Here is a 14,118-nt window from a genome sequence, read left to right as displayed (position 1 = left end):
GTCATTCCGGAACATCTAGATTTCTTAAAAATTCAACACTGGCGACTGACTGCACCTTCCAGATTTCATTTTCTTTTACCATACAGTCAATGACTATATGATCCTGCTTTTTTCCGAATGCGATGTATACGTTCACACAGACAGGGTCGGTATCTCCAGCAATGGCTTTTACATTACCGGGCCAGTCATCACCAATATCCTGAGCCTTTAGAAAAATATCCGCGTCGTAAAAGTCTTCTCCATTTTCACCGTAATCAGGATCCTGTGTATGCCGCAGTTTCTTCATTGTTGAAGCTGTAACGTACTTGTCAATCTCGTTCCCGGCAGTAATTGGAAATACATCCTTGCTGATTTGGTTTACATACCAATTATTGAATTCAACAGCTTGCTTAACCGGATCGTTCGGAGCTGACATAGCTGTGCAAGAAGACAACACTAAAAGTAGAAAGATATTTCTCATATTAGTGGTGCCTGTAAATTGTGATTTTAGGCTGGATCTTTCGATATGTTGGCCCCGGATAAAGACTGTTCTGTTTAAAATCGGAATACCAGGTTCCGGAGCCATCGTAAATACATGCGTGCCCATGCTGATGTGGACCAGGTAACGCATCTATAACAGCCACATCACCTTCAATTGGGTTGCCGTACACTTTTGAAAATCCGGCTTTTTCAAGCGAACGCCAGAAGTCATTGGCATCAGCGCCCTCAATTTTCAATCCGCCCGCTCTTATAGCTGCTGCTACAGCACGGGCACAATAACCATCACTGCGAAGACTCGCGTGACTTCGCGCATATGACACTGCTTCATGCTTATTCCATGACATAGATATTTCCTTATCGAGAGGCTGTTATTGCAACAGCGTCAGAAATATCCTCCCTTTAGCGATAAGATGCTAAGCATAAAATGTCATCAAAAATCGATATAATTCATCGTGATATGATTAATTATATCAATCCGGTGCCTTCACCATTTTCCCACTGGTCACAAACGTTCCGGCGCCCAGGTGGTGCAGCGTATTCAGCTTGTCCCCGTCAAACTGCCAGCGTCCGGCCACAAATGCGCGTTCATCCGCTGCAGCGGAAACCACTTCCCCAAACAACGTATCGTATTTCTCCGCGGCAGAGGTGATCGGCAATAACCGGCACTCCATCCACGCCAGACATTTATCTTCAATCACCGGCAGGCCAAGTACCGGGCCATCGATCGCCGGGATGCCATAGCAGTTGAATTTATCTTCATCACGCCCGCTTACGCTGCCGACTGCATATGTCCAGTTTGCTGCCGCCACACCGGGGATCACGATGCCAAATTTACCGCTGCGCTCAATTAATTCGCGGGACCAGGCGCTTTTATCCACCACGATGGCAATGCGCGGCGGTTCGAACTCGACGGGCATCGACCAGGCGGCAGCCATCACGTTGCGGCGATCGATAGATTCATCACGGCTGGTGATCAACACCGTAGGGCCGTGATTCAGCAGACGGCTGGCGTGCTTTAACTCAACAGGGCGAAACGCGCTCATAGATTTTCCTCTCAACGTGGCTATCGGCATTAAACGACTGAAGCGCATAAGAAATCAAGACGCAACATTAGCGTCATGTTTTCGTCACACTCGCTCCCTACAGTGGCCGACAGTAAATCCCAAAGAGGATAACAATATGCTCACTTCCATAACGCTCAAAAGGGTGTCGTACGCTTTTGGCGCGAATACTGTATTGAATCAGATAGATCTGCACATTGAGGCAGGCAGCGTGGTTGCGCTGTTAGGGCCATCAGGGTGCGGTAAAAGTACGTTGCTCCGTCTGCTCGCCGGGCTGACACAGCCTGCCTCGGGCGAACTCCTGTTTGGCGATCGCCTGGTTGCGAAAGCAGGGTGGTCATTACCGCCTGACGCACGCGATATCGGTATGGTCTTCCAGGACTATGCCCTGTGGCCGCACATGACCGTGGCGCAGAATGTCGCCTTCCCGTTAAAGATGCGCAATATTCCTCGCCCGGAATGTGAATCCCGCGTAGCGAAGGCCCTGTCGCGCGTGGGGCTGGGGGATTTTGCCGGGCGTAAACCGGCCGGCTTATCGGGCGGGCAGCAGCAGCGCGTGGCGCTTGCCCGCGCCATTGTCGCCGAACCCCGCGTGCTGCTCTTCGATGAGCCGCTCTCCAACCTCGATAGCGAACTGCGTGAATCACTGTGTCAGGAGATGGCCACGCTATTGCGCCAGCTCGGGACGACTGCCGTGTACGTTACCCACGACCGCCGGGAGGCTGAAATCCTGGCCGATCGCATCGTGCATTTATCTGCTGGCAGCGTTGCTGCCGATCGTTTGATTTCATCCTCAGGGGAGTTTGCATGAAAGCCACAATGTCCGTGAAAAAAGGAGTTCTGCTCGCAATGGCGTTATCGTCCGTCATGATGTCCAGCGCCCACGCGCTGACTGTCTATACCGCAGGCCCGGGATCGCTTGCTAAAAATCTGGCAACGGGATTTGAAAAGAAAACTGGCGTGAAAGTAGACATCTTCCAGGCCACGACCGGCAAGGTGATGGCTCGTCTGGAAGCAGAGCAAGCCAACCCGCAGGCGGATATTTTGATCTCCGCATCCTGGGATACCGCAGAAGATCTGCATACCCGTGGCTGGCTGCTGCCGTACCAGAGCGCCAATGCGGAAAAAGTCCCGGCGGACCTCAAATCTACCGACTTCGTCGCGCAAGGGGTGTCGGCGCTCGGGATCGTCTGGAATACCAAAAGCGGGACGCCAGAGCCGAAAGAGTGGCAGGACCTGACCACCGACGCCTTTAAAGACAAAGTCACCACGCCAGACCCGGCGCTGTCTGGTGCATCGCTGGATTTGCTGATCGGTCTGCAAAACGGGATGGGCGATAAAGCCTGGGCGCTGTTTGATGAGCTGAAAAAGAACGGCATGGTGGTAAGCGGCCCGAACGCACAGGCCGTCACGCCGGTGATGCAGGGCGCGAAAGCGGCCGTGTTCGGCGCGGTGGATTATGTCTCTTATGGCAACATCAGCCAGGGGGAATCCCTGAAGGTTATCTTCCCGGCCAGCGGTACGGTGATTGCGCCGCGTCCGATGATGATCCTTAAATCGACGCAACATGCCGACGATGCGAAAGCCTTTGTGGACTACGTGCTGTCGCCAGAAGGTCAGGCAATGGTAGCCGACGCCTGGCTGATGCCAGCCCGCGATGATGTGAAAGCGAAACGTCCGCTGTTAGGCGAGCTGAAAGTGCTGCCAACCAAAAGCGATGGCTCCAGCGCGCGCGGCGATATTCTCAAGCGTTTCAACGCCATTTTCGCCCTGTAATCCACCTGACGGGGGCAACCCCGTCTTCAGGAACCTCTCGTGAATCAACGACTCTTGTCTGCGATAACGCTGACGCTGCTGGTTATCCTGGTGGCGTTTCCGTTGTCGTTTATCGCATTACAGGCGGTGTTCCCGCAATTTAGCGCAGGTGATTTTAGCGGTGCCTTTAGCGGCGTTCGCACGCTGCTGGCAGAGCCACAACTGCCCGCGATGCTTGGCGGAACGCTTCAGATTGCCATCGGCGTTGCGCTGGTGAGCGCCTTAATTGGTTTTCCGCTTGGGGTTGCGCGGGGGCTGTTGAACCTGCCTGCACCACGGCTGTGGGATTTGCTTTTTCTGATCCCGTTCTTAACACCACCCTATATTGCGGCGTTGTCGTGGATGCTGGTATTGCAAACCAACGGCTACCTCCAGCAGATAACCGGTATCAATCTCAACGATGTGCTGTTCAGTAAAGCCGGCATCGTGCTGGTGATGGCGCTGAATATTTTCCCGGTGGTCTATTTTGCGGTGTCGCGTAGCCTGCTGGCGAGCGGGCAGTGTCTGGCGCTGGTGGCCCGCGTTCATGGTGCGAGTGCCGCCAGAGCATTCTGGCATATCACCTTGCCGATGCTGTCACCTGCGCTGGCAGCAGGAATGCTGCTGGCATTTACCCTTGCCATTGAGGAGTTTGGCGTGCCTGCGGCGCTGGGCACCCGCGCGGGCGTGCTGATGTTAACCACGGATATCGAAAAGAAACTGGCTGACTGGCCGGTGGATCTCTCCGGGGCGTCGATGCTTTCTGTAGTGCTGGTGGTTATCGCCCTGTCGGCGTGGGGGTTACAGAAAAAGCTGACCGGACATCATGATGTCACCAGCGTGACCGGCAAACCAACGGAAAATAGCGGGGCGAACGCGAGCGTATTTACGCTGCCGATAGTGATGTTGATGGCGCTAGTGGGCGGTATTGCGGTGATCCTGCCGGGGGCGTCGATGGCATTATCCGGTGTATTAGGAACGTTGTCAGGCGGGGTGACGCTGGCTAACGTGACAATGTCACATTATGTGGCGTTGTTTAGCCAGCAGGGGGACGCGCTTTCTGCGCTGGGCACCAGTCTGTCGTTGGCGTTGGGTGCCGCCTGTATCACCGGGATATTGGGGCTGCTGGCGTCCTGGCTGGTGGTTGTGCAGAAGATAAAAGGGCGCGCGGTGCTGGATGCGCTGTCGCTGATGCCAGCCGCGCTGCCCGGGATTGTGGTGGGTGTCGGGCTGATCCTTCTGTGGAATCAGCGTTTCTGGCCCGTTTCTCCCTATAACACCTGGGTCATTTTACTGCTGTCGTACTGTTGTTTGCTCCTGCCGTGGCCGGTGCGTTATGTGGGCAGCGCGTTGCGCCAACTTGGCGGTAATCTGGAGCCTGCCGCGCGGGTTCACGGGGCGTCGGCATTTCAGGCGTTACGTTTTATCGTGATGCCGCTGGTGTCGCCTGCGCTGCTGGCGGCGATGCTGATGGTGTTTGCTATCGCCTCGCGTGAGCTGGTGACATCGTTATTACTTGCGCCAGCGGGAACGCAGACGGTGTCGGTCTTTATCTGGCGACAGTTCGAACAGGGTTCGGTAGGACAAGGGATGGCGATGGCAACGCTGACGCTCATCACCGGGCTGATTTTGATGCTGAGTGCGCTTGGCATCATGCAGCGCAATACCCAAAGATAAAAAGCACTTTTGCACCAGTGGGCAGACAAAAATAGTTTATAAACAGGGAATCACTGAACAAGGAACCTCTGACATGTCTCCATTTTTGAGTGCGTATTTTGCGCGAACAGGCTGGCAACAGCCTGTATCTGTTGATATCGACACCCTGCGTGCGCTGCATTTGCAGCATAACTGCACCATCCCGTTTGAAAATATCGACGTCGTGCTGCCGCGCGAAATCCATCTTGAGGATCAGTGCCTGGTCGACAAGCTGGTGACGGCGCGCCGCGGCGGTTACTGTTTTGAGCAAAATGGTCTGTTCGAGCGCGTATTGCGTGAAACCGGCTTTACGGTGCGCAGCGTACTGGGTCGCGTGGTGTTATCTAATCCGCCACAAATGCCGCCGCGTACGCACCGCCTGTTGCTGGTTGAGCTGAACGGCGAGCGCTGGATTGCTGACGTAGGTTTTGGCGGGCAGACGCTGACGGCGCCGATTCGCTTAATTGCCAATGAAGAGCAAGCCACGCCGCACGGGCTGTACCGGCTGCTCAGCGAAGGCAACGACTGGGTGCTCCAGTTCCGCCATCACGAGCACTGGCAGTCGATGTACCATTTCGAGCTGGCGACGGTCTATTTTTCCGATTTCGTGATGGGGAATTTCTGGTCAGCACACTGGCCGCAATCGCATTTCCGCCATCATTTGCTTATGTGTCGCCATCTGCCGGACGGTGGGAAACTGACGCTGACCAACTTTAACTTCACCCACTGGCAGAACGGACATGTTGAAGAGCAGATCCACTTAGCGGATGCAGAAGCGCTGTATGCATTGATGGCAGAACGCTTTGGCCTGGGCGTTGACGATCCGAAACACGGTTTTTCGCTGGCAGAACTGACGGCGGTAATGGCCGGGTTTGAAACACATCCACAGGCCGGCAAATAGCCCGGTGGCGCTAACGCTTACCGGGCCTACAAAACCCATGAACGTAGGCCGGGTAAGGCGTAGCCGCCACCCGGCACCATCAACGTCGGGATCGCACCACCTGATACCTGCGCGTCAGATACTCCACCGGCGCGCTCCACACGTGCACCAGACGCGTGAACGGGAACAGCAGGAAGATGGTCATCCCCAGCACCAGGTGAACGCGGAAGATAAACGCCACGCCATCAAGATGCGCAGACGCACCGCCGCGGAAGGTGACGACTGCCTGCGCCCAATCCACCAGTTTCAGCATTTCACTGCCGTCCGGGTGTTGAGCGGAGAACGGGATGGTTGTCAGGCCGAGAATACACTGCACCAGCAGCACGCAGAGGATCAGGATATCGGCAGTCGATGAGGTCGCCCGGATACGCGGATTGGTCAGACGGCGTACCAGCAGCCCCGCACCGCCCACCAGCGTCAGCACACCGCACACGCCACCAGCAATCATCGCCAGCAGCTGCTTTTGCGACATCGGCAGAAACCAGGAGTAAACCCAGTGCGGCGTCAGCATCCCGAACAGGTGTCCAAAGAAGATCCCCAGAATGCCGATATGGAACAAGTTCGACCACAGCACCATTCCGCGTTTATCGAGCATCTGACTCGATGAAGCTCGCCAGGTGTACTGTCCGTAATCGTAGCGCAGCCAGCTTCCCACCAGAAAAACCGTGCCGCACAGGTAGGGGTAGATATCGTAAAAAAAGACGTTCAGATACTGGATCATTTTGGGCCTCCGGCGCTGACGTCGACATACTGTGGGGCAACGTCCTGGCTAAAGCGTCGTTGATATTGCTGCATCGGCGAGCTGTCGCACGATGTGGCGTTGTCCTCAATAAACTTAACCTGTTCCTCTTCCCAGACCGCGTCCAGCGCCTGACGGGTATCATCCCGTTTTTCGCCGGAAACCTGTTTTGCCACGCTGTCGCTGGTAAGGCGGCTGCCGGCAAGCGACAGCAGGGCATCAAACAGCTGATAATGCGCCACACCGCGTTGTTTCAGACGACCGCCAATCAGCGCCAGGATCGGTGCCACGTTTTGCAGCCCTTCACGTGCCTCGTCATCGGTAACGATACTGAGGTATTCCAGATACAGCGGCAGATAGTCCGGCAGTTCGCGGCAGTCTAGCTGAAGCCCGGCTTTCTCATATTGCCCCATGAGATCAACCATTGCCTGACCGCGGTCGCGGGATTCCGCGTGAACATGTTCGAACAGCAGCAGCGAGGTTGCGCGGCCGCGCTCAAACACTTCGCACCACTCAGCCTGTTTATCCAGCAGGGCGGCGCCCAGGTGCTGCCGGGCAAACGGCAGCAGCACGGGCGCATCCTGCGCAATCAGCGAGAGCGCCTCGTCACGGCTCTCCCACAGCGCGTCATCGGGGTATTCGATCAGCAGCGCGATGATTTTGAGGATCTGCATTATTCTCCCTCCCCATGTTCGCGCACCTCGGAGATGTTGATGGCATCAATACGGTGGCTGTTGAAGAGGTTGAATTTGGTGTCGGAGCCGTGGCAGCCGTCACCAAAGGTAAAGCCGCAGCCGTTTTTCTCCGGGAAGGCGTCCTGCGCCATTTCGCGGTGGCTGGTTGGGATCACAAAGCGATCTTCGTAGTTGGCAATCGCCAGGTAGCGGTACATCTCCTCAACCTGTTCCACGCTCAGGCCCACTTCTTCGATGGCGCGGGTATCGGTCACGCCTTCAACGGTCTGGGAGCGTTTGTAATGGCGCATTGCCATCATGCGTTTCAGGGCGCGCAGCACCGGACCGGTATCGCCAGCGCTGAGCATGTTCGCGAGGTACTGCACCGGAATACGCAGGCTTTCTACGGCAGGGAGCACGCCGTCGTTCATCGGCAGGCCGCCCGCGTCGGCGTAAGACTGGATGGGGGACAGCGGCGGCACATACCAGACCATCGGCAGGGTGCGGTATTCCGGGTGCAGTGGCAGGGCCAGCTTCCAGTCCATCGCCATTTTATAGACAGGGGACTTTTGCGCGGCTTCAATCACGTTTGCCGGAATGCCTTGTTTCAACGCTTCTTCAATCACCGCCGGATCGTGCGGGTTGAGGAACACGTCGCACTGACGCTCATAGAGATCGGTTTCATGCTCGGTGCTCGCCGCTTCTTCGATGCGGTCTGCGTCATACAGCAGTACGCCGAGATAACGGATACGCCCGACGCAGGTTTCAGAACAAACGGTCGGCTGGCCGGATTCAATGCGCGGATAACAGAAGATGCATTTTTCTGACTTGCCGCTCTTCCAGTTGAAGTAGATTTTTTTGTACGGGCAGCCGCTGATGCACATACGCCAGCCGCGGCACTTGTCCTGGTCGATCAGCACAATACCGTCTTCTTCACGCTTGTAGATAGCCCCGCTCGGGCAGGTGGCGACACAGCTCGGGTTGAGACAGTGTTCGCACAGGCGCGGCAGGTACATCATGAAGGTGTTTTCAAACTGGCCGTACATCTCCTTCTGGATCTTCTGGAAGTTGCGGTCACGGGCGCGTTTTTCGAACTCACCACCGAGCAGTTCTTCCCAGTTCGGGCCGCCGACAATCTTGTCCATCCGCTTGCCGCTAATCAGCGAACGGGGGCGGGCGGTGGGCAGGTGGTCGCCCTCCGGCGCGCGGTGCAGATCCTGGTAGTCAAAGGTGAAGGGTTCGTAATAATCATCGATACCCGGCAGGGACGGGTTGGCGAAGATTTTCGACAGCACGCCCACGCGGCTGCCGAGGCGGGGCGTCAGCTTGCCGGTAATGCCGCGCACCCAGCCGCCTTGCCACTCCTCCTGATCTTCCCAGTTTTTCGGGTAGCCGATACCTGGTTTGGTTTCGACGTTGTTGAACCACGCATATTCCATGCCTTCTCGCCCGGTCCAGACGTTTTTACAGGTGACCGAGCAGGTGTGACAGCCAATGCATTTATCGAGATTCAGTACCATGCCAACCTGTGAGCGTATTTTCATTTTTGCGCCTCCTGAACCTGATCCCGACCTTCGCCGTCCAGCCAGTTAATGTTTTTCATTTTGCGGATCATGATGAACTCGTCGCGGTTGGAGCCGACGGTGCCGTAATAGTTAAAACTGTACGCCAGCTGCGCGTAACCGCCGATCATGTGCGTCGGTTTCGGGCAGACGCGGGTGACGGAGTTGTGGATCCCGCCACGGCGGCCGGTCACTTCTGAACCCGGAATGTTCAGAATGCGCTCCTGGGCGTGGTACATCATGGTCATGCCCGGCGGCACGCGCTGGCTAACCACCGCGCGGGCGGTGAGGGCGCCGTTGGCGTTAAAGGCTTCGATCCAGTCGTTATCTTCAATGCCTAACTCTTTGGCGTCCGCTTCGCTTATCCAGACAATCGGCCCACCGCGGGACAGGGTCTGCATCAGCAAGTTTTCGCTGTAGGTGGAGTGAATGCCCCATTTCTGGTGCGGCGTCAGGAAGTTCAGCGCTTTCTCCGGGAAGCCGTTCGGTGGGATCTCGCGCATATGGGTGACGCTGCGGGTATCAATTGGCGGACGATAGGCCACCAGACTCTCGCCAAACGCACGCATCCAGGCGTGATCCTGATACAGCTGCTGGCGCCCGGAAATCGTCCGCCACGGGATCAGCTCGTGTACGTTGGTGTAGCCCGCGTTATATGAAACATGCTCGCTTTCAAGCCCTGACCACGTTGGGCTGGAGATGATTTTGCGCGGCTGGGCCTGGATATCGCGGAAGCGGATTTTCTCGTCTTCTTTGTTGATGGCCAGATGGGTGTGATCGCGCCCGGTCAGCTGCCCAAGCGCTTCCCAGGCTTTTACCGCCACCTGGCCGTTGGTTTCTGGTGCCAGGGCGAGGATCACTTCTGAGGCATCAATCGCCGTTTCAATCAGCGGGCGGCCTTTCGCCGGGCCGTCGAGCTTGACGTAATTCAGCTTGCCGAGGAAATCGACCTCGTTTTGCGTGTTCCACGAAATGCCTTTCCCGCCGTTGCCAAGCTTATCCAGTAGTGGGCCAAGGGAGGTAAAGCGTTCATAGGTTTCCGGGTAGTTACGTTCCACCACCGCGATACTCGGGGCGGTTTTGCCGGGGATCAGGTCACATTCACCTTTGCGCCAGTCCTGAATATCAAACGGCTGCGACAGCTCCGCTGGGGAGTCGTGCTGTAACGGTTGCAGCACCACGTCCGTTTCGGTACCCAGATGGCCGACGCACACCTCAGAGAAGACTTTGGCGATGCCTTTGTAGATCTCCCAGTCGCTACGGGATTCCCACGCCGGGTCAACGGCGGCGGAAAGTGGGTGAATAAACGGATGCATATCCGAGGTATTCATGTCGTCTTTTTCATACCAGGTGGCGGTCGGCAGGACGATATCCGAGAACAGGCAGGTGCTCGACATACGGAAATCGAGCGTCACCAGCAGGTCGAGCTTGCCTTCGATGGCTTTGGTCTGCCATTCCACCTCTTCAGGTTTGACGTCATCGGTTGAGCCTAAATCCTCACCCTGAATTCCGCTTTCAGTACCGAGCAAATACTTGAGCATGTACTCGTGGCCTTTGCCGGACGACCCAAGCAGGTTCGAGCGCCAGACAAACAGGTTACGCGGGTGGTTTTTGCCGTTGTCGGGTTGTTCGCAGGCGAAACGGATATCGCCCGATTTTAACGCCTGGACGGTGTACTCCTGCGGTGTCATTCCGGCGGCATCCGAGCGGGCCTTGATGTGCAGCGGGTTGAGGTTAAGCTGTGGTGCAGAAGGCAGCCAGCCCATACGTTCCGCGCGCACGTTGAAGTCGATCAGGTGCCCGGTGAATTTAGAGGCATCCGCCAGCGGAGAGAGCAGCTCCTGCGCGGTCAGTTTTTCGTAGCGCCACTGGCTGGCGTGGTTGTAGAAATACGAGGTGCTGTTCATCTGACGCGGCGGGCGGTTCCAGTCCAGCGCGAAGGCCAGCGGCAGCCAGCCGGTTTGCGGGCGCAGCTTTTCCTGGCCAACGTAGTGCGACCAGCCGCCGCCGCTTTGCCCGACACAGCCGCAGAAGACCAGCATATTGATCATCCCGCGGTAGTTCATGTCCATGTGATACCAGTGGTTCACCCCGGCTCCGAGGATGATCATCGAGCGGCCGTGGGTTTTATTCGCGGTATCGGCAAATTCCCGGGCAATTTTTTCAATCAGATACGCCGGTACGCCCGTAATTTGCGCGCCCCAGGCCGGGGTGTAGGCTTTGATTTCGGCGTAATCTTTCGCTGCGTTGCTGTCTTCCAGGCCGCGATCAAGCCCGTAGTTTGCCAGTACCAGATCATAAACGCTGACCACGCGCTTCTGGCTGCCATCGGCCAGCGTCAGGGTTTTGCTTGGCACGCGGCGAACCAGGACCGGCTCCTGCTTCACACTGCGGAAATGCGGGTTCTCGTTGCCACCGAAATAGGGGAAGGCGACATCGGCGATGCTGTCGTGGGTGATCAGCAAAGAGAGCGTTAGCTCCGTTTCATGACCGGCTGCCAGCGGTTCGAGGTTCCATTTACCTTTTTCGCCCCAGCGAAAACCAATCGAGCCATTTGGCGCGACCAGGTTACCGGAAATATCAAAGGCGATGGTTTTCCATTCCGGGTTATTGGCTTCGCCAAGCCCGTCAGCCAGGTCAGACGCGCGCAGCATCCGGCCAGGCACTACCTGGCCATCGTCACGCTCATCCAGCATAACCAGCATCGGCATGTCCGTATAACGGCGGCAGTAGTTCAGGAAATAGTCGCTTGGGTTATTCAGATGGAATTCTTTGAGGATCACATGCCCCATGGCCATTGCCAGCGCGCTGTCGGTACCTTGTTTTGGCGCCAGCCACTGATCACTGAGCTTCGCCACTTCGGAGAAGTCCGGGGTAATGGCAACGGTTTTGGTGCCTTTGTAGCGCACTTCGGTAAAGAAGTGGGCATCAGGGGTGCGGGTCTGCGGCACGTTAGAGCCCCAGGCGATAATGTAGCTGGAGTTGTACCAGTCGGCCGATTCCGGCACGTCGGTCTGCTCGCCCCAGGTCATCGGCGATGCGGGCGGTAAATCGCAGTACCAGTCATAGAAGCTCAGGCAAGTTCCACCTAACAGCGAGAGGTAGCGCGTCCCGGCGGCGTAAGAGACCATCGACATCGCCGGAATAGGCGAGAAACCGGCCACGCGATCCGGGCCAAAATTCTTGATAGTCCAGACGTTGGCGGCAGCAATCAACTGGTTCAGCTCTTTCCAGTTCGAGCGGATAAACCCGCCGCGACCGCGCGCCTGCTTATAGCTCTGGCTCTTTTGCGGGTCACTCTGGATGGCATCCCACGCCAGCACCGGATCGTTATGCTGTGCCAGTGCGTCGCGCCACAGCTCAATCAGCTTACGGCGCACCAGCGGGTATTTCAGGCGGTTGGCGCTGTACAGATACCAGGAGTAGCTTGCGCCACGCGGGCAGCCACGCGGTTCGTGGTTCGGTAAATCCGGGCGGGTGCGGGGGTAGTCGGTTTGCTGCGTTTCCCAGGTCACTAACCCGTTTTTGACATAGATCTTCCAGCTACAGGAGCCGGTACAGTTCACGCCGTGGGTGGATCGCACAATTTTGTCGAACTGCCAGCGCTGGCGGTAGCTGTCCTCCCAGTCACGGTTGGTGTTGTACACCTGGCCGTGTCCATCGGCGAAGGTGTCGCCTTTTTGTTTGAAATAACGAAAGCGATCCAACAGTTTACTCATGACATTTCTCCTGCTCCGATAACATTGCCGGAAAGCGCTGCACCGCTCGCCGGCGAAAGGCTATTTGTTATTTTTGTGAGGATTTACGGCCATAAACCAGCCAGGTGACGAATACGCAGACGATGTAAAAAATGAGGAAAACTTTCATGGCGCCAACCGGCGAGCCGGTCATGGCAAGCGAGGTGCCAAAGGCTTTAGGGATAAAGAACCCGCCCACCGCGCCAATGGCCGAGATAAAGCCCAGCGCCGCCGCCGTTTCGGTGACGGCTTCATGCTGGGCCTGTTCGTCAGTTCCGCCTTGTTGCTTCACGCGGGTAATGGTTATCTGGCGAAAGATGATAGCAATCATCTGGAAGGTAGAGCCGCTGCCCAGTCCGGCGGTCAGGAACAGGCCCATAAACACCAGATAGAACGCGACAAAGCTGCCGGAACCTGAACCGGGCAGCGTCAGGAACAGCAGGGCGCTGAAAATCGCCATAAACACGAAGTTAATCAGCGTCACGCGCACGCCACCAAGTCGGTCAGAGATCATCCCGCCCGCGGAACGGGCCAGTGCTCCAATTAAAGGGCCAAAGAAGGCGAGGTGCAGGATGTTTACATCCGGGAACTGGGTTTTCGACAGCATGGCAAAGCCTGCGGAAAAGCCGATAAACGATCCGAACGTTGCCAGGTAAAGCAGGCTCAACAGCCAGAGATGAAAGCGCTTTAGCACCGGAAGCTGGCTGGCGATAGAGGCCTTAGAGCTGGCGATATCGTTCATACCAAAGAAGGCGGCGATGGTGGCCAGCAGCAGAAGCGGGGCCCATATCCAGGCGGCGTTCGCCAGCCACATCGTCGAGCCATCATCCTGAGGCACGCCATTCACGCCGAGAAACGTGTACATCGGCAGGAAAATCACCAGAGGCGCGACCAGCTGCATCACGCTGACGCCCAGATTCCCCAGCCCGCCGTTGATACCCAGCGCGCTGCCCTGTTTTGCTTTCGGGAAGAAGAAGCTGATGTTACCCATGCTGGAGGCAAAGTTTGCCCCGGCAAAGCCGCACAGCAGGGCGATCACTATAAAGATCCAGTAAGGTGTGGCCGTGTTCTGTACGGCGATGCCCAGCCAGACGCAGGGAACAATCAAAATGACGGTGCTTAATACCGTCCAGTAACGGCCGCCAAATATCGGCACCATAAAAGAGTAGGGGACGCGTAATATCGCACCCGAAAGCGAAGGTAATGCGGTTAACATGAACAGCTGGTCGGTGGTGAAATTAAATCCGACTTTATTAAGATTTACCGTAATGGCGCTAAATAACATCCATACGCAAAAGGCTAAAAGCAGGCAAGCGACAGATATAACAAGGTTTCTTCGGGCAATACCTTTGCCTTTGTTCTCCCAAAAATCGTTGTTTTCCGGTTTCCAGTTACTGAGTAGATAATGATTATTCTTCTCACTTTGTTGTGACATA

General features: G+C 56.4%; 12 protein-coding genes. 4 read left to right on the top strand and 8 right to left on the bottom strand.

Annotated elements, in window-relative coordinates:
• Window position 1: 1 nt before the first annotated feature.
• The 3 genes from N1249_RS11610 to N1249_RS11600 form a co-directional block, all read right to left on the bottom strand.
• Window positions 2–460 (bottom strand): YbjP/YqhG family protein, encoded by a 459-nt coding sequence (locus N1249_RS11610; protein ID WP_259829406.1) that lies wholly within the window; start codon window positions 458–460, stop codon window positions 2–4.
• 1 nt (window position 461) lies between these two features.
• Window positions 462–824 carry a CHAP domain-containing protein gene (locus N1249_RS11605; RefSeq protein WP_259829404.1) on the bottom strand — a complete coding sequence of 121 codons (363 nt, stop codon included), beginning with the start codon at window positions 822–824 and terminating at the stop codon, window positions 462–464.
• 126 nt (window positions 825–950) lie between these two features.
• Complete coding sequence (locus tag N1249_RS11600; RefSeq protein ID WP_259829402.1) at window positions 951–1,523, bottom strand: flavin reductase family protein; 573 nt, start codon at window positions 1,521–1,523, stop codon at window positions 951–953.
• A gap of 136 nt (window positions 1,524–1,659) precedes the next feature.
• On the opposite strand from N1249_RS11600, the gene N1249_RS11595 reads away from it, so the two are divergent.
• The 4 genes from N1249_RS11595 to nhoA all read left to right on the top strand — a co-directional run bounded on the left by N1249_RS11595 (window position 1,660) and on the right by nhoA (window position 5,931).
• Window positions 1,660–2,352 carry an ABC transporter ATP-binding protein gene (locus N1249_RS11595; protein ID WP_259829400.1) on the top strand — a complete coding sequence of 231 codons (693 nt, stop codon included), beginning with the start codon at window positions 1,660–1,662 and terminating at the stop codon, window positions 2,350–2,352.
• Window positions 2,349–3,317: an ABC transporter substrate-binding protein gene (locus N1249_RS11590; RefSeq protein ID WP_166715375.1), complete on the top strand. Its 969-nt coding sequence runs from the start codon at window positions 2,349–2,351 to the stop codon at window positions 3,315–3,317. Before N1249_RS11595 ends, N1249_RS11590 begins: the two co-directional genes overlap by 4 nt.
• A gap of 39 nt (window positions 3,318–3,356) precedes the next feature.
• Window positions 3,357–5,012, top strand: coding sequence for an iron ABC transporter permease (locus N1249_RS11585; protein ID WP_259829398.1), 1,656 nt, complete (start codon window positions 3,357–3,359; stop codon window positions 5,010–5,012).
• A gap of 73 nt (window positions 5,013–5,085) precedes the next feature.
• The gene (gene nhoA, locus N1249_RS11580) at window positions 5,086–5,931 is read left to right on the top strand and encodes an N-hydroxyarylamine O-acetyltransferase (RefSeq protein WP_259829396.1); all 846 of its coding nucleotides are present in this window, start codon (window positions 5,086–5,088) and stop codon (window positions 5,929–5,931) included.
• Window positions 5,932–6,010: 79 nt separating this feature from the next.
• On the opposite strand, the gene narI is transcribed toward nhoA, so the two are convergent.
• The 5 genes from narI to N1249_RS11555 form a co-directional block, all read right to left on the bottom strand.
• Complete coding sequence (gene narI, locus N1249_RS11575) at window positions 6,011–6,691, bottom strand: respiratory nitrate reductase subunit gamma (protein WP_259829394.1); 681 nt, start codon at window positions 6,689–6,691, stop codon at window positions 6,011–6,013.
• Entirely contained in the window at window positions 6,688–7,383 is a 696-nt protein-coding gene (narW, locus tag N1249_RS11570; protein WP_259829389.1) for a nitrate reductase molybdenum cofactor assembly chaperone, read from the bottom strand. The genes narI and narW overlap by 4 nt, the downstream gene beginning before the upstream one ends.
• Window positions 7,383–8,927 carry a nitrate reductase subunit beta gene (narH, locus tag N1249_RS11565; protein ID WP_259829387.1) on the bottom strand — a complete coding sequence of 515 codons (1,545 nt, stop codon included), beginning with the start codon at window positions 8,925–8,927 and terminating at the stop codon, window positions 7,383–7,385. Before narH ends, narW begins: the two co-directional genes overlap by 1 nt.
• Window positions 8,924–12,664 carry a nitrate reductase subunit alpha gene (locus N1249_RS11560; RefSeq protein WP_259829386.1) on the bottom strand — a complete coding sequence of 1,247 codons (3,741 nt, stop codon included), beginning with the start codon at window positions 12,662–12,664 and terminating at the stop codon, window positions 8,924–8,926. The genes narH and N1249_RS11560 overlap by 4 nt, the downstream gene beginning before the upstream one ends.
• A gap of 67 nt (window positions 12,665–12,731) precedes the next feature.
• Complete coding sequence (locus N1249_RS11555; protein WP_259829381.1) at window positions 12,732–14,117, bottom strand: NarK family nitrate/nitrite MFS transporter; 1,386 nt, start codon at window positions 14,115–14,117, stop codon at window positions 12,732–12,734.
• Window position 14,118: the final 1 nt, after the last annotated feature.

Origin of the sequence: Enterobacter sp. CP102 (assembly GCF_025152625.1) — a bacterium.
GTDB classification, from domain to species: Bacteria; Pseudomonadota; Gammaproteobacteria; order Enterobacterales; family Enterobacteriaceae; genus Enterobacter; species Enterobacter soli.
The sequence above is the reverse complement of the archived record's forward strand: the minus strand, read 5'-3'. Positions and strand labels throughout refer to the sequence as shown.